Annotated in this window: 17 protein-coding genes, 1 tRNA gene and 2 rRNA genes (1 of these 20 only partly in view); 8 read left to right on the top strand and 12 right to left on the bottom strand. The window is 61.1% G+C overall.

Annotation, left to right across the window (positions count from 1 at the left end; all coding sequences use genetic code 11):
• From ACQY4S_RS08795 to ACQY4S_RS08770, 6 genes are all read left to right on the top strand, one after another.
• Positions 1–2,052 (top strand): 23S ribosomal RNA (locus tag ACQY4S_RS08795); it begins 749 nt to the left of the window's first position.
• Between the two features lie 218 nt (positions 2,053–2,270).
• A 5S ribosomal RNA gene (gene rrf / locus ACQY4S_RS08790) occupies positions 2,271–2,385 on the top strand.
• Between the two features lie 120 nt (positions 2,386–2,505).
• Positions 2,506–2,579: transfer RNA gene (locus tag ACQY4S_RS08785), tRNA-Met, on the top strand.
• 148 nt (positions 2,580–2,727) lie between these two features.
• The gene (locus ACQY4S_RS08780) at positions 2,728–3,471 is read left to right on the top strand and encodes a hypothetical protein (protein WP_428484828.1); all 744 of its coding nucleotides are present in this window, start codon (positions 2,728–2,730) and stop codon (positions 3,469–3,471) included.
• Positions 3,472–3,533: 62 nt separating this feature from the next.
• The gene (locus ACQY4S_RS08775; protein ID WP_428484827.1) at positions 3,534–4,241 is read left to right on the top strand and encodes a hypothetical protein; all 708 of its coding nucleotides are present in this window, start codon (positions 3,534–3,536) and stop codon (positions 4,239–4,241) included.
• Between the two features lie 341 nt (positions 4,242–4,582).
• On the top strand, positions 4,583–5,599 hold the full coding sequence (locus ACQY4S_RS08770; protein ID WP_428483443.1) for an IS110 family transposase: 1,017 nt from the start codon (positions 4,583–4,585) through the stop codon (positions 5,597–5,599).
• Between the two features lie 801 nt (positions 5,600–6,400).
• On the opposite strand, the gene ACQY4S_RS08765 is transcribed toward ACQY4S_RS08770, so the two are convergent.
• The 10 genes from ACQY4S_RS08765 to cobT all read right to left on the bottom strand — a co-directional run bounded on the left by ACQY4S_RS08765 (position 6,401) and on the right by cobT (position 18,567).
• Positions 6,401–6,862 (bottom strand): DoxX family membrane protein, encoded by a 462-nt coding sequence (locus tag ACQY4S_RS08765; protein WP_428484826.1) that lies wholly within the window; start codon positions 6,860–6,862, stop codon positions 6,401–6,403.
• On the bottom strand, positions 6,859–7,062 hold the full coding sequence (locus ACQY4S_RS08760) for a hypothetical protein (protein ID WP_428484825.1): 204 nt from the start codon (positions 7,060–7,062) through the stop codon (positions 6,859–6,861). The genes ACQY4S_RS08765 and ACQY4S_RS08760 overlap by 4 nt, the downstream gene beginning before the upstream one ends.
• Positions 7,063–7,074: 12 nt before the next feature.
• Positions 7,075–8,976: a glycoside hydrolase family 15 protein gene (locus ACQY4S_RS08755; protein ID WP_428484824.1), complete on the bottom strand. Its 1,902-nt coding sequence runs from the start codon at positions 8,974–8,976 to the stop codon at positions 7,075–7,077.
• Positions 8,977–9,039: 63 nt separating this feature from the next.
• Positions 9,040–10,611, bottom strand: coding sequence for a glucose-6-phosphate dehydrogenase (gene zwf / locus ACQY4S_RS08750; protein WP_428484823.1), 1,572 nt, complete (start codon positions 10,609–10,611; stop codon positions 9,040–9,042).
• Positions 10,612–11,078: 467 nt separating this feature from the next.
• Positions 11,079–12,287 (bottom strand): MFS transporter, encoded by a 1,209-nt coding sequence (locus ACQY4S_RS08745; protein WP_428484822.1) that lies wholly within the window; start codon positions 12,285–12,287, stop codon positions 11,079–11,081.
• Entirely contained in the window at positions 12,284–12,877 is a 594-nt protein-coding gene (locus ACQY4S_RS08740; protein ID WP_428484821.1) for a PqiC family protein, read from the bottom strand. The genes ACQY4S_RS08745 and ACQY4S_RS08740 overlap by 4 nt, the downstream gene beginning before the upstream one ends.
• 68 nt (positions 12,878–12,945) lie before the next feature.
• A complete protein-coding gene (locus tag ACQY4S_RS08735; protein ID WP_428484820.1) occupies positions 12,946–14,649 on the bottom strand; it encodes an intermembrane transport protein PqiB in 1,704 nt (567 codons plus the stop codon).
• On the bottom strand, positions 14,646–15,977 hold the full coding sequence (locus ACQY4S_RS08730) for a paraquat-inducible protein A (protein WP_428484819.1): 1,332 nt from the start codon (positions 15,975–15,977) through the stop codon (positions 14,646–14,648). Before ACQY4S_RS08730 ends, ACQY4S_RS08735 begins: the two co-directional genes overlap by 4 nt.
• An 813-nt stretch (positions 15,978–16,790) precedes the next feature.
• Entirely contained in the window at positions 16,791–17,546 is a 756-nt protein-coding gene (gene cobS / locus ACQY4S_RS08725) for an adenosylcobinamide-GDP ribazoletransferase (protein WP_428484818.1), read from the bottom strand.
• A gap of 4 nt (positions 17,547–17,550) precedes the next feature.
• On the bottom strand, positions 17,551–18,567 hold the full coding sequence (cobT, locus tag ACQY4S_RS08720; RefSeq protein WP_428484817.1) for a nicotinate-nucleotide--dimethylbenzimidazole phosphoribosyltransferase: 1,017 nt from the start codon (positions 18,565–18,567) through the stop codon (positions 17,551–17,553).
• A 276-nt stretch (positions 18,568–18,843) separates the two neighbouring features.
• On the opposite strand from cobT, the gene cobU reads away from it, so the two are divergent.
• Together cobU and cobC are read left to right on the top strand one after the other, a co-directional pair.
• Positions 18,844–19,362, top strand: coding sequence for a bifunctional adenosylcobinamide kinase/adenosylcobinamide-phosphate guanylyltransferase (gene cobU / locus ACQY4S_RS08715; RefSeq protein ID WP_428484816.1), 519 nt, complete (start codon positions 18,844–18,846; stop codon positions 19,360–19,362).
• On the top strand, positions 19,359–19,898 hold the full coding sequence (gene cobC / locus ACQY4S_RS08710; RefSeq protein WP_428484815.1) for an alpha-ribazole phosphatase family protein: 540 nt from the start codon (positions 19,359–19,361) through the stop codon (positions 19,896–19,898). The genes cobU and cobC overlap by 4 nt, the downstream gene beginning before the upstream one ends.
• On the opposite strand, the gene ACQY4S_RS08705 is transcribed toward cobC, so the two are convergent.
• Both ACQY4S_RS08705 and bluB read right to left on the bottom strand, forming a co-directional pair.
• Entirely contained in the window at positions 19,899–20,282 is a 384-nt protein-coding gene (locus tag ACQY4S_RS08705; protein WP_428484814.1) for a DUF1636 family protein, read from the bottom strand.
• Between the two features lie 17 nt (positions 20,283–20,299).
• The gene (gene bluB, locus ACQY4S_RS08700; RefSeq protein WP_428486246.1) at positions 20,300–20,938 is read right to left on the bottom strand and encodes a 5,6-dimethylbenzimidazole synthase; all 639 of its coding nucleotides are present in this window, start codon (positions 20,936–20,938) and stop codon (positions 20,300–20,302) included.
• Positions 20,939–20,955: the final 17 nt, after the last annotated feature.

Genomic DNA, 20,955 nt, shown 5'->3' with positions numbered 1-20,955 from the left:
GCACTGGAGGGCCGAACCCACGCCTGTTGAAAAAGTCGGGGATGAGCTGTGGCTAGGGGTGAAAGGCCAATCAAACTCGGAAATAGCTGGTTCTCCGCGAAATCTATTGAGGTAGATCGTCACGTCTATGCCCTCGGGGGTAGAGCACTGGATGGGCTAGGGGGGTCCAAAGCCTTACCAAACCTAACCAAACTCCGAATACCGAGGTGTCTTGCGTGGCAGACAGACGGCGGGTGCTAAGGTCCGTCGTCGAGAGGGAAACAGCCCAGACCACCAGCTAAGGTCCCCAAATCGTGGCTAAGTGGGAAAGGATGTGGGAATTCCAAAACAACCAGGAGGTTGGCTTAGAAGCAGCCATCCTTTAAAGAAAGCGTAATAGCTCACTGGTCTAGTCAAGAAATCCCGCGCCGAAGATGTAACGGGGCTCAAGCCACGTACCGAAGCTGTGGGCGCACGTAAGTGCGCGGTAGCGGAGCGTTCCGTACGCCTGCGAAGCCATACCCGTGAGGGGTGGTGGAGGTATCGGAAGTGCGAATGCTGACATGAGTAGCGACAAACAGCGTGAGAAACGCTGTCGCCGAAAGTCCAAGGGTTCCTGCGCAAGGTTAATCCGCGCAGGGTGAGCCGGCCCCTAAGGCGAGGGCGAAAGCCGTAGTCGATGGGAATGGGGTTAACACTCCCCAGCCTGCTGGAAGTGACGAATGGCCGAAATTGTGCGGGCTTATCGGATTGCCCGTGCCGTCACGCCGTTCCGGGAAACAGCTCCAGCGTATAGACCGTACCCGAAACCGACACAGGTGGACTGGTAGAGCATACCAAGGCGCTTGAGAGAACGATGCTGAAGGAACTAGGCAAATTGCTCGCGTAACTTCGGGATAAGCGAGACCCAAGGGTGGGCAACCACGCTTGGGTGGCACAGAGCAGGGGGTAGCGACTGTTTAGTAAAAACACAGGGCTGTGCGAAGTCGAGAGACGACGTATACGGCCTGACGCCTGCCCGGTGCCGGAAGGTTAAGAGGAGGTGTGCAAGCACTGAATTGAAGCCCCGGTAAACGGCGGCCGTAACTATAACGGTCCTAAGGTAGCGAAATTCCTTGTCGGGTAAGTTCCGACCTGCACGAATGGCGTAACGACTTCCCCACTGTCTCCAGCATCGGCTCAGCGAAATTGAATTCCCCGTGAAGATGCGGGGTACCCGCGGTCAGACGGAAAGACCCTATGAACCTTTACTGCAGCTTTGCAGTGGCATTAGGAGGGGGCTGTGTAGGATAGGTGGGAGGCATCGAAGCCAGGGCGCTAGCTCGGGTGGAGCCAACCTTGAAATACCACCCTGACCTCTTCTGATGTCTAACCGCGACCGGTCAGCCCGGTCCGGGACCCTGCATGGTGGGCAGTTTGACTGGGGCGGTCGCCTCCTAAAGTGTAACGGAGGCGCGCGATGGTGGGCTCAGGCCGGTCGGACATCGGCTGCTGAGTGCAATGGCACAAGCCCGCCTGACTGCGAGAGTGACAGCTCGAGCAGAGACGAAAGTCGGCCATAGTGATCCGGTGGTCCCGCGTGGAAGGGCCATCGCTCAACGGATAAAAGGTACTCTAGGGATAACAGGCTGATCTCCCCCAAGAGTCCACATCGACGGGGAGGTTTGGCACCTCGATGTCGGCTCATCACATCCTGGGGCTGGAGCAGGTCCCAAGGGTTCGGCTGTTCGCCGATTAAAGTGGTACGTGAGCTGGGTTTAGAACGTCGTGAGACAGTTCGGTCCCTATCTGCCGTGGGTGTTGGAGACTTGCGAGGATCTGTCCCTAGTACGAGAGGACCGGGATGGACAGACCTCTGGTGCACCGGTTGTCACGCCAGTGGCACCGCCGGGTAGCTATGTCTGGACAAGATAACCGCTGAAAGCATCTAAGCGGGAAACTTACCTCAAAACCAGGTCTCCCTGGGGTCACACCCTGTAGGGCCGTGATAGACCATCACGTCGATAGGCCAGACGTGCAAGCGCGGCAACGCGTGCAGCCAACTGGTCCTAATCGCCCAAGCGGCTCGATCCCCCAACAGCCCCCTACAGGCCAACACCATGCATGGAAATCATCCCCCGCCACAGCCTCCGCCGTGACAGCCTTCCCCCCCAACAGCGCCGGGGTCGGTTGGCAACGGCGCGGGCCTGCAAGCCGCGGGGGTGAACGCTGCGGGCCGCCAACACAGTCACACAACACCAGAACCACGATCCCCCCTCGCCCAATCACCCTCGACAGGGTGGATTGGACGACCTGGTGGCCATGGCGGGGAGCCCGCACCCGATCCCATCCCGAACTCGGCCGTGAAAACCCCCAGCGCCCATGGTACTGTGCCTCAAGGCACGGGAGAGTAGGTCGCCGCCAGGTCCTCCCATCCACCCTGGAACGCCGTTGCCAGTCGTCAGGGTTCAGACGTCGATCCTCAGACGAAAGCGAAACCCCTCCAGCGCGCAAACCGCCACGTGAACGGCGCAACGTTACCACCACCGCGGGGTGGAGCAGCCCGGTAGCTCGTCAGGCTCATAACCTGAAGGTCACAGGTTCAAATCCTGTCCCCGCAACCCAATTCCGGCACGGCGCTCGCACACAGACCTACGGTTCGCGCATTTAGATCATGTAGGCGGACCATGCCCTTGCTGGTAGGATGTCCCTGGCAGAGGGTTAGGAGCCCGATCCAGCCAACGAATGCGCGCGAGTAGAGGGGATACCGTGACGGGCGGCACAGCAACAAGCCTATTCAAAGAGAGATGGCTCGGCGAGAGCATACGGGTGACGTACTTCGTTCCCCAGCCCCTCTCGAAACAAACGAGCCTCGCATCGCTTATCGGACTGGTTCCTGAGCAGATAAGTGACCGTCCTGCGCAAGGAATAAGACAGGAGATTGTCTCATTTGGCCAAGGCAAGCTCATTCTCGGCGAAACCCCGGGCCGTGTGGATGTCATTTATGCGGCCGATCAACCGCAGGGTTTATCCCCAGTCGTCCATGTCGGTCCCCTGGAGGAAGCCTTCTCACGCTGTTCGGACCTCGGTCGACAGCTTTGTGAGAAACTTGGCCCGGTCGCGAGATTGGCCATTGCTCCAATCGCCATTCGCCAATTAGGTAGTGAGCGGGAAGTAGCGGAAGTTATGCTCCACCATTTCCCTACCTTGCCCGTTAACTTAGATACCGATTCCGAATTAGCCTGGCGGTTCTCTCGTCGGATTTCAGCAACTACCTTCAAAGGGCAGATCAACCAAGTCTGTAATTGGCAATCAATGACAACCCAGGTATTTACTGGGTCAATCCCAATGACCCTTCCTTTTTCGGAAGGCTTAAAGATCTTTTTGCTTAGGGCAGAGATCGATATAAATACCTATACCAACAATCCGGTCGCTATATTTGAGATGGAAACGATACAAGTATATCAGGAAGTCTTTGAAAGGGCAAAAGCCATTTTAGAAGGACTGGCATAATGAGCCTTACAACCGCATATCCGACCACAGACTATTTGATAAGTCTCGTTTCGGGATATTCCGTGAGTTCGAACACGAGCAACAACGTTGTTAAGCTCTCTGTAGCTTACGAGACGGGCAGCCCTATAGCCGACGGGACACTGTACGGTGCCTCAACCAACCTAACTACTTATACAGATCCGCATTCTGGCAATGGCGCCGTCCAATTGTCCCGCACCGAACTTGTGAGACTGTCTTTAGCAGATGCAACTTCGACGGCTCTTTCCTTCTGGGCGCTCCTGCAGTCGGGCGAATCCAATTTTGCTATACCGGCAAATGACGTAGTTCATCGACTTTTGAGTGTAAATCAGGGACTTTTCACCAACGCCCTCCAGAAGTGCCGAGAAGTGTTAGACGAAATCGATCCGAATGATGAGGTATCGCTAGAAGTTGCTCGGGTAAGGCTCAAAGACTTATTCGACGTGTTTTCTGATTTGAGTGCCGGGCTTGTGGGCGAACTGGCGAGCGCCTATCGCGATCAACCAGACCTACTTGGGTTTGTTCTTTCAGACTGCTTTGTAGACGTAAGGTCTGTTCAACCTGCAGTTAAGGTGGCCGTAGCGTCGCGTTTGCTGCTGAATGACAAGGCTTCAATCAGGTATGAGGCTGTCCGCGCGCTGGATGCAATCAACGATACCGCCGCATCCGCTGCCATGCGCCTGTTACAAGCGTCCGAGACGAACCGAGACGTTAAAAACCTCATCGAGGCGAGCCTAGGGAGTCCGAGCTGACCGTGACACACCTAGCTCGGTTTATAACCAGCAGCGAGTGGGCCGACTTCGCTGGTTCTATTGAAACCCGCACCTTGATCGAACCACACCTTGAATGCCCGGTCCGGGTGCTTCAGGACGTGCTCGGAAGCAAAAGCGACCTCTCGTTTTGGGAATTGGGTCCGGATCACCGAGACCTCAATCGCGTCGTGTCCGCTTATTGTGCGGGAAGGAAAAAACTCGAAGGTGTCAAATTGCGGTGGGTAGACGACGCGGAAATCCAACGGTTGTTGGGGTGGACGGCCCCACGGCATCGCGTGCCAAAGTTGGGTTGTCATAGCTCCAACAAGAGGACCGTCCAGATGAAGCTTAAGCGCATTGCCATTGATACCTCCAAGCATGTTTTCACGCTGCACGGCGTCGATGAGCAGGAACATCCTGTTGTGCGCAGGAATCTCAGGCGCGCAGAAATGGAAACCTTCTTTGGCAAGCTTCCCAGCACCGAGGTGATCATGGAGGCGTGCGGCGGCGCGCATCATTGGGGGCGCTTGCTGGCCCGGCTGGGCCATACGGTGCGCCTGATACCGGCTCAGTACGTCAAGCCGTTCGTCAAGCGCGCCAAAAACGATCGCGCCGATGCCGAAGCGATCAATGACGCGGCGTCGCGCCCTGGCATGGCCTCGGTGCCGGTCAAGAGCGCCGAGCGGCAAGCCGCGCTGGTCATTCTGCGCCACCGTGAGATGCTGGTCGGCCAACGCACTCAATTAATAAACGCCCTGCGCGGGCATGCCACCGAGTTCGGCGTCATTGCCGGCAAAGGCACGGCGCATGTCCAACCGTTGCTGGACAGGCTGGGTGCCGAGACGGCGATCCCAGCGGCGGCACGGACGATGTTTGTGCGCATCGGCGAGCAGATCGCAGAGCTTGACCGCCAGATTGGCGAACTCGATGCCGAGTTGCTCGCCCAGCACAAGGCCAACCCGGTCAGCCGCATGCTGGCTGAGGTGCCCGGCATTGGCCCGGTCACCGCCATCACCCTGGCACTCGCCATTGATAGCCAGGACTTCGCCTCCGCGCGCCACTTCGCGGCCTGGCTTGGCCTCACGCCGAAGGAGCACTCGACGGGCGGCAAGCAGCGCATGGGCCGCATCAGCAAAGCCGGCAATGAACGGTTGCGCAGCTTGTTCGTGGTGGGCGCCACCGCGGTGATCCAGCATGTCAGGCCAGGCAGGCCAAACACCTCCACCTGGCTGCTGGCGTTGCTCGCGCGCAAGCCAAAGAAGCTGGCTGCGGTGGCGCTGGCCAACAAGACAGCCCGCATCGTGTGGGCGATGATGTCGCGCGGCGAGGCCTACCGGCATCAGCCGGCTACCGCCTAGCCGCAGCGGCTGCCGGGGTTCAAGGCCAACAGCAAGATGACCAACGGTCGCACCGACAAGCGAGAAATGCCGTTTATACCTGTGGCCGAACCAGGCCGCGCGGTTGTTTGGCACTCGCTTGCGGATCCCATCTGGGCCAGCGGTCATGCGACCGCGCCAACAGGCCGGACACATGACCGCATGCGACCCTCAGCTCATCCTGTGCATAGCCGTCTTGAACCCAAGGGGCCGTCCACACATGGGTATAAGTGCGAAAAAGACGACCGCGAAGGATTGTCCGGACGGATGTTTCGCAAAATCAGCCCATTGGGATCTATCGGCTCGAGACGTGGGCAAAGCCGCGCGACTGGCTGTTGCGTTGGCTTCGACCGAAAGTATCGAGCGAACCGAACGTCAGGTAGCTCAATGTATCATCGAGTCGGTTAGGCAAAGCCGGTTCGGATGGGGTGACCTGCAGCCAGAGGTTGTTCGTCAACTGCTCAAGGACGGGCACGTAAAGGCCGAGCTGTAACTCACTTGGGATAGATAACAGGCTGATTTCCCCCAAAAGTCCACATCGACGGGGCCAGCACTCGACCCGCGCAGGGGCTGACCTTCCTGTACCAACGCCGTAAGCCTCGACCTTTATTCAGGTTTGTGGGACGATCAAGGTAAGATTTCAGGCCCCACTTGAGGATCTACCAGGAGTCAACATTTTTGGGTGTCAGTATTACGGCGGCGGGGAGAGCAAGGCTTAGCCCACCGGTTCACGCGCCGGAACCGATAGCGCCACTGCGAGATGCACCCGCGGACCAAGATCAATCATCGCGCTTCCTGCGTATAGGGATGGGATGAGCCGAGTGGGTTAACGAGAAACGCCGAGAAGTCAGCCGCGTGAAGACCAAACGCGAGCAACAGGAAACCCCCGGCCAGGGAAAAATTCTTGAGGAAGTCCCAGAAGAGTGTGCGCGCCTTGCTCTCGCCCGTATGCCAGAAGTCGCCTGGCTGCCACCACCGCTTCCACAACAAAGCCGTCACGCCACAGTAACTTGCCATGATGAAGGCAGCTAGACGGTCAGCGACACCCGTCAGAATGGCGAGCGGCATTATGATCTCTACGGCGAGTCCAGTCAGGATCAACGCGACGGCTAGGCCATTGGCTGTCACCATCTCCTTCGCCTGACCCACCGCGCTCTTGAAGTTGATGATCTTGTCCAATGCACTGAACGGCAGGAACAGCACAACCAGCAGGTAACGGACCGCGAGTGCTACGGCGAAACTCATGCGCCAATCCACTGACGGAAATGCATCGCTACGTCCCTGTTCACGATAAGGCTGGGCTTGCTGTGCCGGTTGGATCGGCTTTGGAGCATGTAATCGCTCCGCTCGATCAGCGTAATACGTGTGCCATACTGTGCCAGCCGGTGCTCAAGCATGTCACCGCCTGACCCTGTGCCGCCAGCGATCAGCTCGTCATCATCCATGTTATTCTCCTATCAACTGCTCGGTCGCGATGTCCTCTGCCGAGCCTGCGCGATATCGATCCCATCCAGCGTCAGAGCCGCTCCAACCAGTGCGAGATGGGAATAGGCTTGCGGAAAATTTCCGACATGTCGGTTTACTGTGGTGTCATACTCCTCCGACAGCAGACCGATGTCGTTGCAAAGCGACAGCAGGCGCTTGAATAGAACCTGTGCCTCCTGGTGGCGACCCTGTTGCTGATAGACACTGACCAGCCAAAACGAACAGGGCAGGAAAGCACCCTCTCCCGTGGGAAGTCCATCGCCACCGCCCTCTGTTCGGTAGCGCAACACGAAGCCGTCCACCAACAGGTCCTCCTCGATCGCCTTAACCGTACCGAGAATGCGCGGGTCGTTCGCTGGAAGGAAGCCGACCTGCGGGATCAACAGCAGGCTGGCATCCGTCGCCGAACTGCCAAAGCTTCGGGTAAAGCTGTTGCGCGCCTGGTCGTAGCCCTTCTCGCAGATCACCTGGTGCATGTGCTCACGCAGTTGGCGCCAGCGGTCCAGCGGCGCCTCCAGCCCGAACGCCTCCGCGTCACGCACGCTGCTATCGACCGCCACCCAGGCCATGACCTTGGAGTGGGTGAACTGACGGCTTTCGCCGCGAACCTCCCAGATCCCGCTGTCTGGCTGCTCCCAGATCCGCTCGAGGTGCTCCACGAACGCTGTCTGCATTTCCCAAGCCTCTCTGGGGTGGCTCAGGCCATGGAGGCGAGCAACGTGCAGCGCGCCCATGGCCTCGCCGAACGTGTCGAGCTGCACCTGGCCGGATGCGGCATTGCCGAACCGCACCGGGGACGCGCCTTGGTAGCCTGGTAGCCAGGACGGCGACCATTCCGTCAGCCGACGCTCACCGCCGATGCCGTACATGATCTGCACCTCGTCCGGGTTGCCGGCCACGGCCCGGTGCAGCCATGCCCCCCAGGCCGCGGCTTCGTCCAGGTAGCCGCCAGCCATCACCGCGATCAGCGTCAGCGTCGCGTCCCGCAGCCAGCAGAAGCGGTAGTCCCAGTTGCGCGACCCGCCGAGTTGCTCGGGCAAGGACGCGGTCGGCGCCGCGACAATGGCGCCGGTCGGGCCGAAAGACAGAGCCTTGAGCGTCAGCAGCGAGCGCAGCACAGGTTCGCGCCAAGTGCCGTTATAGTCGCAGCGGCCTGACCAGTCGCGCCAGAATGCTTCTGTCCGGGCCAACGCGTCCGCTGCGTCGAGCGGGGCCGGCGGCGAAAGATGAGACCTGCCCCAGGACAGAATGAACTGCGCAGCCTCTCCCTCGCCGATGGTAAAGTCCGCCACCGTCGCGCCATCCTCCCCCCGCAGCGCAATGCCGGTGCGCAGCAACACGCGGTTTGGACCCGCGACAGCCTCGATACCGCCGTCGTCCTCAAGCCGCGTGACCCATGGCGTCGTCAAGCCGTATTCGAAGCGCAGCATCATATGCATGCGCATGGGCATTTGGCCGCGGCGGCCTTCCACCCGGCGAACGATGGCGAACGTCTCCGCCTTGAACGGCATGAAGTCGATCAGTGCGACGCTGCCTTCGTCGGTCTCGAACAGCGTCTCCAGGATCATCGTGTCGTCGCGGTAGCGCCGGGTGACGCAGGCGGTCGTGTCCGCCGGTGTGAGCAGCCAGCGCCCGTTGTCGGGCGAGCCTAACAAGGCGGCGAAGCAGGCGTCGCTGTCAAAGTAGGGCCAGCACAGCCAGTCGATCGACCCGTTGCGGCCAACTAGCACGGCGGTCTTGCAATCACCAATCAGTGCATAGTCCTCGATCGGAAGCGGACCATCATGTCTATCCGTGCCATCCATCAATACCGCTGCTCCCCTTACTGCCTTTGGCTCACCCGACCAGTGGTCCGGCTGCGATTTCGCCATCATGCCAGATCAGCCTGGCGTCCCGGCCGTAGGTCACCATCCTGAGCCGCCTGGACAACAGCAGGCTTAATCGCTCAGCCTTGACCATGCATCGCCGTCATGTTGCAGCAGGGCATCGGCCCCTGCCGGGCCCTGGCTGCCGGCTGTATAGCTTTCAACCTCGCCCTCGCCGCGGCCCCAGGCCTCCAGCAGCGGCTGTACGACCCGCCAGCTCGCCTCGATATTGTCAGCGCGCTGGAACAATATCGTATCGCCCATCATGCAATCGTAGAGTAGCGTCTCGTAGCCGACATTCGGCGGCTCCTCAAAGAACGTCTTGTAACGCAGGGATGTCTTGACCCGGCCGAGCCGCATCTGCGGTCCCGGCACCTTGGCATCAAGTTCCGTATCGATGCCCTGATCCGGATCGATCAACAGGCGCACGACGTTCGAGGTGGTAGCATCCACCGGAGTGCCGCTGAAAATCCGATAGGGGGCGGGCTTGTAATGGATGGAAATCTCCGTCTGCCGACCCGCCATGCGCTTGCCAGTACGCAGGTAGAACGGCACGCCGGCCCAGCGCCAGTTCTCGATTGACAGCTTGAGAGCCACGTAGGTTTCCGTGTGGCTGTCCGGTGCCACGTGCGGCTCTTGCCGATAGGCCGGCACGGCGGCTGCCAGCTCTTCGCCGGCGGTATACTGGCCGCGGACTGCCTCGTCCGGCCGCAGCGGGCGGATCGCCTGCACCAGCTTGGCCCTCTCCGTGCGCACGTCCTCCGCATCAAAGGAGTTCGGCGGCTCCATGGCAGCCATGCACAGCAGGGTGAACAGGTGGTTGGGCACCATGTCACGCAGTGCCCCGGTGGGTTCGTAGAAGGCGCCGCGCTGCTCCACCCCCACCGTCTCGGCGGCGGTGATCTCCACGTGGTCGATGTATTCCCGGCGCCACATCGGCTCGAACATGCCGTTGGCGAAGCGGACGGCCATGATGCTTTGCACCGTTTCCTTTCCCAGGAAATGGTCGATCCGGTAGAACTGGCTCTCATCCGCCTGCTTGAGGATGCGAGCGTTCAGCGCCTGAGCGGACGGCAGATCGGCGCCGAACGGCTTCTCGATCACCACGCGGCGGAACATGCTGTCACTTTGCTTCAACAGCCCGGCCTTGCCGAGGCCATCCACCACGGTTCCAAAGAAGCGTGCCGCGACGGCCAGATAGAACACGGCACTGCCGTCGCCGATTGCCTTGCCGATGTTGGCGAAGGTCTCATCCTGGCTGAAGTCGCCTGACAGGTAGTGCAGGCGGCTGGATACCCAGCCCCAGGCAGCGTCATCCAGCTTCGGCGTGTAGAATTCGGCCGTCTTGTCCTTCGTGAAGGACTGCATCGTCTCGGTCAACGTATGCCGCCAGGCATCGTCGCCCTGCTGCACGCGGTCCACGCCGATGATGGAAAACCTGTCTGGCAGCAGCTTGCCGCCGGACAGGTTGTAGAGCGCCGGCATCAGGAGCCGCTTTGTCAGGTCGCCGCCGGCGCCGAAGATCACCAGGGTGCAGGGCGGCGCCTGCTTCACCCCGGCCGCGGGCTGATCGAATTGATGCGACGAAGTGTCCGCGCCAGGGGATTTGCCCCCCGAAGATGCCAAGCTTGATGAACCAGTCATAGTTCAGCCCCCAAACTGATTATTTGCGACGTAGGAACTTCACAGCACCACCACGCCTGAAAACAACTCCGCAATACCAACAAAGTTTCACGAAGCCCTGCCAGCAGAGTATCCCGAAACCTGCCACCACAGAGCAGCAGAAAAGCCATGTCCATTAATTCACAACGATATGTGGCCTTCATAAAGACGGTTGCAGTCTCAGTGATGATGGTCAGGTCATCGATCCGACATTAAAAAGTTCTTGCAACGAATCATGTAGACGACAAGCAGCAGCCGACCGTTGCCTTGACGAAGAAGGTGTTGACCACCTCGTGAGCGGTGAGGAACCGCGTGACCCGCCGCGGCGACCCATTTTGTTTCGCATAAGGTTCGGTTTGGCCATGATTCCCGTCCTCGTCGCGCCTTGACTGACCAGCTTGCCGGTGATCATTCCGTGGCCGTTGCGGCAGTCCATCGGTGCATTGGTATCATGACGGATTAAGCCGCACCCTGGGATGCCACGCCAGCAGGAGCGACAGCATCAATGCGACGAGGACGGCGGCGCACAGCCAGGCAAAGCCCGCACGCAACAGGATTCCCCCCAAAATTCCGCCAATCGTTGCTCCAATGGAGGTTGCGGCATTCAGCAGCCCAACGCTTTCGGCTTGGCGCACAGGTGAGAGCGTGACCGCAAGCGTGTTGCTGGCGACTGAAAGCAATGGCCACATGACCTGGGTCGCGCCAAAGCAGATCAGGATCGGCAACACCGTCGTATCGGTGTGCCGCGTTGCCAGCACCACCATCCCCGCCACCAGCAACGCCCGCGCCGCAAGCCCCATGCTCAGGATGTGCCAGGGGCCAAACCGCGTATCCCACCCACCGACAAGCCGGTAGAGCAGCAGACTGCAGCCAACACCGACAGCATACGCCGTAGTCGGCAGCGTTGCCGGTACCTGGTAGTCGCGCACCATGGCGACCGCGAACATGACCGAGAGCCCATTCGTCGCAGTGTACGAAAGCAGCCATGCGGCGAGGAACCACGCAAGACCACTATGACCAAGACCCGCCACGGCGCGCCACGTGACCTTGTGCAAGGAACGATGAGGACCCATCGGTGTGGCGTCTCCGCCACGCGCCGGGCGGGACGACAGGCTGGCCCGATCCACCTCGACAACCGGATCCGGCGCGAATGCGAATGCCAGCGGCACGGCGAGCAGCAGCACCCCCGCACCGAGGAGAAAGGCCGTGTTCACGTGCTTCAACCCGAGCAGGCCGGCAATTAGCAGACCGACCAGTTGCCCGCCTCCGATGCACGCCTGTAACGCGCCGATCTGGCCATCCCACCGCGATCGCGGCTCCACCTCGACAATGAACATCATGCTGACCGTGCTGGCGCTCGAAACGCCCAGCCCGACGAGCAACGCCGTGGCCATTTGCAGCGCGATCCCGCCGCCCAAGGTGTGTGCCAACAGCGCCAGACCAGCGAGACCGAGACCACAGGCAAGCGTCAGGCGATGCTTGCGGTGCCGGTCGCTCCAGGCGCCGATGAACGGTGCCGCGACACCGGCGGCGGCGAAGGCGGCATAGGTCAGCCCGGCGGCGGCTCCTTGCTTGGCGGCGAGTGGCAGGATAACGGGCACCATGCCGCTTTGAACAAGACCGAGCAGCACATAGCAAGCCAGCCAACGCGGTATCACGATGCACGTCCGGCACGTGCTGTCCCCGGTTGTGTGGGTCCCAGCGCACGCAGATCGATCGCCACTTCGTCCGCCACCTGCCCCAGCAGTTGGCTGAGCAATGCCACCAACGCCCCCATGGTTCTATCGTTTAATGGCGTCACGACATGCAGCGGCCTGATATTGGGTATGGGACCATGCGGACGGTGCACCGACACCATGGCGGTGATCTCCGCCCGGCCGGCGTCGTCTTCGGCGAAACGTGAGACATTGACGGCCACAACCGCCTCGGCCGTCGACGAGATCCCGCCATTCGCGGCGTAGACGTTGCTGCCGGGCAGACGTTGACTGAGATCCAAGGCTAAATTGCTGCCGATTGCACCGGGAAGCGGTTCCGCCCAAGCAGCATTTCGGGCGAGATGAAGCTGATAGCCGCGATTATCGAGAACAATGTCGTCCCGGTTGAGGTAATCCGCCACGACTGGCGTCTCGACTTCCACCGTCAATGGGCCGCCGCCTTGCGGGGTGCCCGGCCAAGGCGTCAGAGTATAGTATTTCGGTTCGGCTGATCCGCAGCCAGCAACCAACAGAACCAGCGCCAGCGTGACCACGTTGCGCGCCCCCCTACGCCAACGCGGCCCAAAATGCGTATCGGCGATATCTTGGCGTATGGGACGTGTCACGGACCGTTGCGTCCAAACAGCAGGGATGACGGGTGGCGCTTGAGAAAGTCAGCGAGAGTACGCAGCGACGTTGCGGTCTCGTTCAGTTGTTCCAGGGCCTGGTCAAGGTCGCGGTGAAAATTCGAGTCGCCGCTGTAGCTGTTCAACGCCTCGTTGGCATGAGCGATCGTCTGCTGGAGCTGCCGTGACATCTCCGGCAGGCGCTGCATGAGCGGTCCGGCGCCTCGATTTGTTTGCGCAACAAGATGCTGCACGCTTTGCATTGACTGATTTAATTCGTGGAGCGCCTGCTTCAGGTCGGGATCGTTGACCGTGCTGTCGGCATGGGACAGCAGGCTGTTGAGATTTTGACCAATCTGGTCAAGCGGCATTGACGACAGCTTGGTGGAAAGCCCTGACAATGCATCCTCGATTCCGACCAGACCCGTCCCAGATTGGCTCGGCAGCACAATCTCATCACCCTCCGTGGTAACTTTCACAGGCGCCGCATTCGGCACGAACGTCATTGACATCATCGAGGCTCCGGTGAGCAGGCTTGATGTATTGGTTTCCGCTCGCATCCCGTTGTTCACCATCGCCTGAACCGACGTGAGCGGCGGGTTCTGCGTGATCTGATCTTCCGACAGGAAACGCTCAGGCTGCACCACCATCGACACCCTTACTTGAGCCTGTCCGCGACGCGGGTCGACCGCAAGTTGGATTCCGGTAACGTTGCCGATTTGAAAGCCGAACATGTCGACCGGGCTGCCGACGGCGAGTCCCTGTACCGAACCCCGGAGGTAGGTCACGAACTTGGTCTGCTCCCGGTACCCGGCGAGATCCGCGTCGCCCTTGCTGGCGAACAGCTTGAAGTTGGCATTGTCGGTCGCCTCGGGTGCGGGATTCTCCCGCCGCTGCGGCGGCAGGCCAAACGCGACGCCACCTGACAGCACCGCCTGAAGCGATTGAATTTGCAGGTGAAATCCACTGGGACCGACCTCGACCTGAACCCCGGAGACGTCCCAGAAGCGCGTGTCCTGGCGGATGTCGTGATCGTACGGCTCGCGAACAAAGACCTTGACCGGGATCAGACCGATCCCGCCCGCCGGTATGGTGTAACCGAGGACCTCGCCCACAACCACATTGCGAAAGAACACCGGAGCACCCTGGCCGATCGCGCCGATGCTGTCGGTCATCAGGGTGTAGGATCTGCCCGGTTCATCCGAGCGCACGTCAGGCGGCGCTTCGAGGCCCTTGAACCGCGTCGCCGGACGCCCACCCGGTGCTCCTGGGTCGATCGCGATGAAGGCGCCGGAAAGCAGGGTTTCGAGACCGGAGATGTTGATTCCGTTCAGCCGCGGCCGGACGACCCAGAATTTGGCGTGGTCCGTCAGCAGCGGCGCGGCCTGTGCGTTCATTTGCACGTGGACCTCGACCTGCTTCAGATCCTTGCTGAGCACCACGCTCTGAACCGTGCCAAGTCCCACCGACTTCTGTTTTACCTGGGTCTGGCCTGCGGTGAGCCCGTCCGCGGTGTCGAATTCGATGGTGACCTCGGGACCGCGCCGCGACAGGCCCTGCCAGCCGAGCCATGCCGCGATCGCGAGCGCCACGATGGGAATGATCCAGATGACGGAGAAGCGCGTGCGATGGGTCGTTGCTTCAGGCGGCGACTTCTGATCATCGTGCCTGTCCGCTGGTTGCTGATCGCTATCGCTCAAGCTTTGGCGGCCTCCCCTTTGGCGGCCTCCCGACCCGGTGATCGTTCAGCGTCCCTACGACGCTGCCGCGCCGACGGCTCGACGCCATTTAGCCCTGCCGCATCCCACATGAGACGCGGATCAAAGGCATTGGCGGCGAAAATTGTCAGCACGACAACGGCGGCGAACGCTTCCACGCCCGCATTGGCCCTGATGTTGCCAAGCGCGCCAAACTGCACCAGCCCCACCAGGATTGACACCATGAAAACGTCGATCATTGACCAACGCCCGATGAACTCGACAATCCAGTACAGCTTGGAGCGATCCACCAGCAGGACCGCCGAACCGCGCCAGGTGCCTAACATCATCACGCCAAGGCTGACAATCTTGAGCACTGGCACCGTGATGCTGGCAAAAAACACCAAGAGCGCCAGAGGCAACATCCCGGCCGCGTAGAGTTCAAGAACCCCTTCGACGATGGTGTGGCCGCCACCTTGGTAGAGCTTGATGATGGTCATGATCGGAAACAGGTTGGCCGGGATGTAGAATATCGCCGCTGCCGACGTCAGGGCCACGGTGCGCCTCAGGCTGTCCGGCTTGCGCCGGCGAAGCGTCTGATTGCAGCGTGGGCAGGGGCCAACCGGCGCCTCAAGTTCGAGTGCATAGGGGGACGAACAGACCAGGCTGCACGCGGTGCAGGCAATCATCTTCCCCGGCGGCGGCAGTCCGGGGTTGCCGACATCCCGTTTGGCCGGACCGGCATTTTCCAGCCTGTCGCCAGCGGTGCCGCGTATGCGTTGCCAGATCAGGTCAACCCGGAGCGTGGCGTCGGTTATTCCCATCGTGAGCATGAGCCCACCAATGGCGTAGACCGAAAATCCGATTTCAACCCGGGCCAGGTCAATCAGCTTGGAATAGGCTACAAACACGCCGAGGATATAGACCTCGATCATTGCCCAAGGCCGCAATTTGTTATGCCAGCGGAATCGCCTCGCGGTCCAGGCCGAGGGCTGCCCGCGTGTGACGCTCATGAGAATCACGAGCATCAGTCCGATCACGATCGCAGGAAAGATCACAGTCGCGAGCATGACCAGCACGCCAACTGGTCCCCAGCCCTCACGAATGAGTTCCAAGGGTCCGGTAAAAAGGCTGATGGTGCGAGAGCGGCCATAGACGTCGAAAGTCATCAATGGTCCGGCAACCGCGAGAAGATAGAGGATCACCGAGCTGATCGTGAGGGCGATGGGCGCAAGAAACGGACAATGCGTATTATTTCGCTCAAGCCGGCATGCGCAGCGCGAGCATCGTGCCGAACGCCCGGGCGCCAGTTCTGGCAGGCGCTGGAACAATCCGCATCCTGGACACTCGCGCAAATGCTCAATGGCCTGGAGCCCTGTAGCAGCCGTGCGAAACTGACGCGGCGCTCTCATTGGTCGGCCGAAAATCATCTCGAACATGGCGGGCAGGTCACGACCCCGGTGAAGATGGCGCCGACGTGTGTTCGACTGGCGGTCGATCGGGTCAACTCCGGACCGCAAGCGGATGTGCCCCTGTATCTCCCGGCCCCGCTATCATGCCGGCTGGTGTGACGGCTCGATACGGGACTGCGATCGTCAGTCCGCCAATTCCGCATGCAAGACCGGGTCTGGCTTTTCACCGCCGCGTGGCTCTTTAGCCTGCCGTCAGGAATGGACGATAATGGCAACAGCCTGCCGTCAGGAATGGACGATAATGGCAACAGGATTGCCAGTTGTTGATAGGCATACCGCCACCTTGCCGCTGGGCCGTTGCAGAGCATTCGATCGCGGGCAGTTCTTTTTGGCCACATATGAGGGATGACGCTGCATTCCCTTGAATACGCATAAAATCTCAGACCTGCCTGTGTTGATGTTGATACTTTGCCGGTGCCCAATGGTCGTGCTCTGTCACCAGCCATGACGGCTACGGTAGGCTCCTGGCGTGGCATACTCAATGCCAGCGAATATTATTCATGGTGCCTGCAGACCGCGCAACTAGACGTAGGCTTGCGCCGCCTTGATTTTCAGCATGATCAAGGCCTCGTTAGTAGACTCCGCCTCCGCTGCGCCGGTTTGGCGGAGCGATTGCGGCCTTGTTACAAAACCGTTGTCCGAGCTTGCCGCGTCGGCATCGCCGTGGATCAATCAGGCGTTGAGCATCGCGGCTATCACGGACAGGACGACGCATTCGGTAACCACCTCGCTGGCACCAAGGACGTCGCCTGTATACCCGGTGATCTGGGTATGGGCGAGCCTCGCCAAAATCATCACGAAGACGAACCCAAGCGCCACGGCTGCGCCGGCTGGCACCGCCGGCAGCAACAGACCTGAAGCGACTGTCGCAACTCCTAATCCGAGCGCAGCGCTGCGAGGCTGGGGTTCCCCAATGGCGACACCCATCCCGTCGCTACGAGCCGGCGCAAGCAGCAGGAGCAACAGGAGTATTCCGCCCCGCCCCAGCATCCCCGCCACAACCATGGCCGCCATGACGACAGGTGGATGGTCTAGCGCGGCAATGGCGGCCGCGCGCACGGTCACCGACAGCAACAGCGCCAGCGCGCCGTAGCTGCCGATACGGCTGTCGCGCATGATCTCCATCTTCCGCGCCTGGGTGGCGCCGCCGCCGAAGCCGTCGGCCGTGTCCGCCAGGCCATCTTCATGCAATGCACCCGTTAGGATAATTGTAGCCGCCAGGCTCCAGGCAGCGGCGAGCAGCGGCGGCATTCCGGCCTTATGGGTGAGCCAGTAAACCAGGCCGCCCATGCCGTTGACGACAAATCCCACGATGGGAAAAGCCCATACGCAACGGGCAAGATCAGGCGGTCCGCGATGACGTGCGAACCGCGCGACCGGCAGTCGGGTAAGCAGCATGAAGGCGCTGATCAGATCGGTCAGCGGCAATCGATCAATCCCGATCGTCGACCGCGGCCTCGGCGAATGTCGCCATGCCATTATGACAGGCGACGGCTGCCCGCAGCAGCGGAACGACAAGCGTCGCCGCCGATGCTTCGCCAAGCCGCATGCCGAAATCGAGCAGCGGACGCAGCCTGAGCGCCTCCGCCAAGGCGTGATGTCCGGCTTCGGCGGACAGGTGGGCCAGCATTGTGTGGTCGAGTGCATCCGGCCGCAGCCGAACCAACGGCGCCGCGGCAGCCGTGCAGACGAAGCCATCCAGCAGCACGGGAATGCCATGCTGCCGCGCCGCCAGCGTGGCACCGAGAATGGCCGCAAGCTCCCGGCCGCCAAAAGCCAGTGCAATCAGCAAAGGGTCGTCCAGCAAGTCGGCATGACGATCAAGCCCCATGTCGACCACGCTGCGTTTGCGCGCCAACCCCGCGTCATCGATGCCGGTTCCACGGCCGGCCCAACGGCTGCCGCCGCCACCAAACAAGGCAGCCGCGATCGCGGCGGCGGCGGTCGTGTTGCCGATGCCCATCTCCCCCAGGCAGAGCAGATCGCCGCCAGGGGTAACAGCTTCATGGCCGATGGAAACGGCGTGCAGGAATTCCGCCTCGCTCATCGCCAGATCCTGGGTGAAATCTTGCGTCGGATTTTCAAGCTCCATGGGGATAACCCGCAGCACCGCGCCCGCAACCCTCGCGATCTGATTAATTGCCGCGCCGCCGCTGGAAAAATTGCCGACCATTTGCGCGGTCACGGTTGCCGGATAGGGCGAAACGCCTTGTTGTGTGACGCCATGATTGCCGGCGAAGACCAGGGTCTCGACCCGATCAAGGCGGGGCAGCGGCCGGCTCTGCCATCGGGCCAGCCACGCGGCGAGTTCCTCAAGGCGCCCAAGGCTGCCAGGGGGCTTGGTCAGGATGGCTTGTCGGTTGCGCACCGCGGTCGCGGCGCTGTCGCTGCCCGCGGGCAGGTTGGCACAAGCGTTCCGGATTGCATCAAGGTCGACAAACCTGCTCATTTGAAACCCGGTGCTGTTGGCAATCCGCCCGCTGCCTTCGCGCTATACACCCTTAAGTCGCTGCTGCTTAATCGTCGCCGCTGCTCGATAGATGCGTTGTTTGTGCAGCGCCACGCGCCATAAACGTCGTGACGGGATTGGGCGCCTGTGCCGGCCTTGCAGCGGTTACTGGTGCGCAAGCCCTGATCTCCCGGATTGGAACGTTGTGTTGCGCCGTTCTCGTTGGCAGTGCGAAAGCCGCTGCCATATCATGTTCTCCCGTCATCCATAGGTCGCTTGATCATACAAGAGCTGTCGCACATCACCCTTGTTCTCGGCGGCGCCCGTTCAGGCAAAAGCCGGCACGCCGAGGAATGCCTGACCCGGCATGCCGCTCCCTGGATCTACATCGCCACCGCCCAGGCCTTCGATGACGAGATGCGCATCCGTATCGCCCAGCATCAGGCTCGCCGCAATGCCGGGTGGCATACGATAGAGGTACCAATCGACCTCGCCGATGCGCTGGACCGAGAAGCCGCGCGGCCCGTGCTGGTGGACTGCCTGACCCTCTGGTTGAGCAACCTGATGCTTGGTGGACATGACATTCCCACCGCCACTGCGGCCCTGGAGGCTGTGTTGGACAGGCGGCGGCAACCGACGGTCCTGGTCAGCAACGAGCTAGGCCTCGGCATCGTTCCTGGGACATTGCTGGGCCGGGCATTTCGCGATGAAGCGGGGTTGCTGAACCAACGCATGGCGGCGCGGGCAGCTCATGTGCTGTTCATGATCGCCGGCTTGCCAATGACGCTGAAATGAGAATCGCCCTCATCCGTCATCCCGCACCCTTGATCGCGCCAGGAATTTGCTATGGACGTCTTGACGTCGGCGTGGACCCGTCAGCGGAACAGCAGATCGGCGGGCTTGCGGCGGATCCGCGACTTCACGGCGCAACGCGTGTCTGGACCAGCCCGGCTCGTCGATGCCGCGGTCTTGCCGAGGCGGTCGCTTTGGCCTTGTCGGTGCCGCTGACCGTTGACCCGCGATTGCAGGAACTCGATTTCGGAGAATGGGAAGGACGACCCTGGGACACCATCGCCCGAGCTGATCTTGATCGATGGGCCGCGTCTCCCTTGCATTTCAGATCACCCGGCGGCGAGTCCGGTGTGCAGTTGATTGACCGCGTTGGCGATGTTCAGGCCGAGCTTAGCCGGCATCGGCAAGATTGCGTTATCGTATCGCATGGCGGCCCGCTCAGGGTCCTTGCCGCGCTGTTGCTTGGCAAGCCGGTGGATCTGCTCGCGGCCGCACCGCCGATGGGATCCGTCAGCATCGTCACCCGTTCGGTGGCCTGATCACGATCCTTCAGGAGAAAACCCGAGTGGAGGGATGCGGGAAATGACGCCTTTTCGAAACGACTGCGGCCGTTCCCGCCACGGGATGATGCCGTTCGTGGTTGCCCCATATCGCATGGCCGTGGCGATGACGTCTTCCACATGGGTCTGGTGATCGAGACCGCCGATCACATAGGTCCACTTGCCAGTCGCCGCCAAGGCAAGCGTGCAGGGGCGTTTGCAGACGGAAAGGCATTCCACCGGCGTGATCGCCAGGTCGCACGCCGCGCGATCACGCACACCGGCGCTTACCGCATCAAACAGCAGAGCTCCAGGCCGTTCGGCATCCGCCGCCTCTCCCCTGCAAGTAATGCAGATAAACACAGTGACGGCCGCATGACCCATTGTTCTGTTTCCTGACATCACTTGATGATCCTGACCTGTCGTCCCGCGCATGTCCGGCTTTGCCAGCCATGGCGTTCGAGTTCCGGATCGAGGTGTTCGGTTTCCGGCCAGCCGACGCACAGATATGCCACCAATTCCCAGGACGGCGGCGCATCCAGCAGGCGGCTGACCGTTCGCGGATCGAGAATCGACACCCAGCCGACCCCGAGGCCCGCGGCGCGGGCGGCCAGCCAAAATGTCGAGATCATCACGACCGTCGAATATTCAAGCATCCGCGGCATGCTGTGGCGGCCGAGACCAGAGCCTTGCTCTGTCGCCATGTCGCAGAACACCGCGAACTGGAATGGCGCGCGATCAATTCCTGCAAGCTTCAGCGACGCATAGGTCCGCGCCCGTTCGCCGGGTTGCGCCTGGCAGGCCGCGGCATTGCTGGCAAGGAAATTTATTCTGATTTCGCTGCGCTTCACCGGGCTGTCCACCTGCACCCAGCGCCACGGCTGGCTGTTGCCGACCGAAGGCGAAAGCTGTGCGGTATCCAGCAGATCGTCGATCAATGACGGCGGAACCGGCCGGTCGCTGAAGCGCCGCACGTCGCGCCGCCAGGCAATCAACGTTGCCAATCGTGCCTGGAACGCCTCATCGAAGCTTGGCGCCATCTCCGCGTCACCCGTGC

Origin of the sequence: Rhodopila sp., from assembly GCF_965276935.1 — a bacterium.
Lineage (GTDB): Bacteria > Pseudomonadota > Alphaproteobacteria > Acetobacterales > Acetobacteraceae > Rhodopila.
This window is presented reverse-complemented; position numbering and strand designations above follow the sequence as displayed.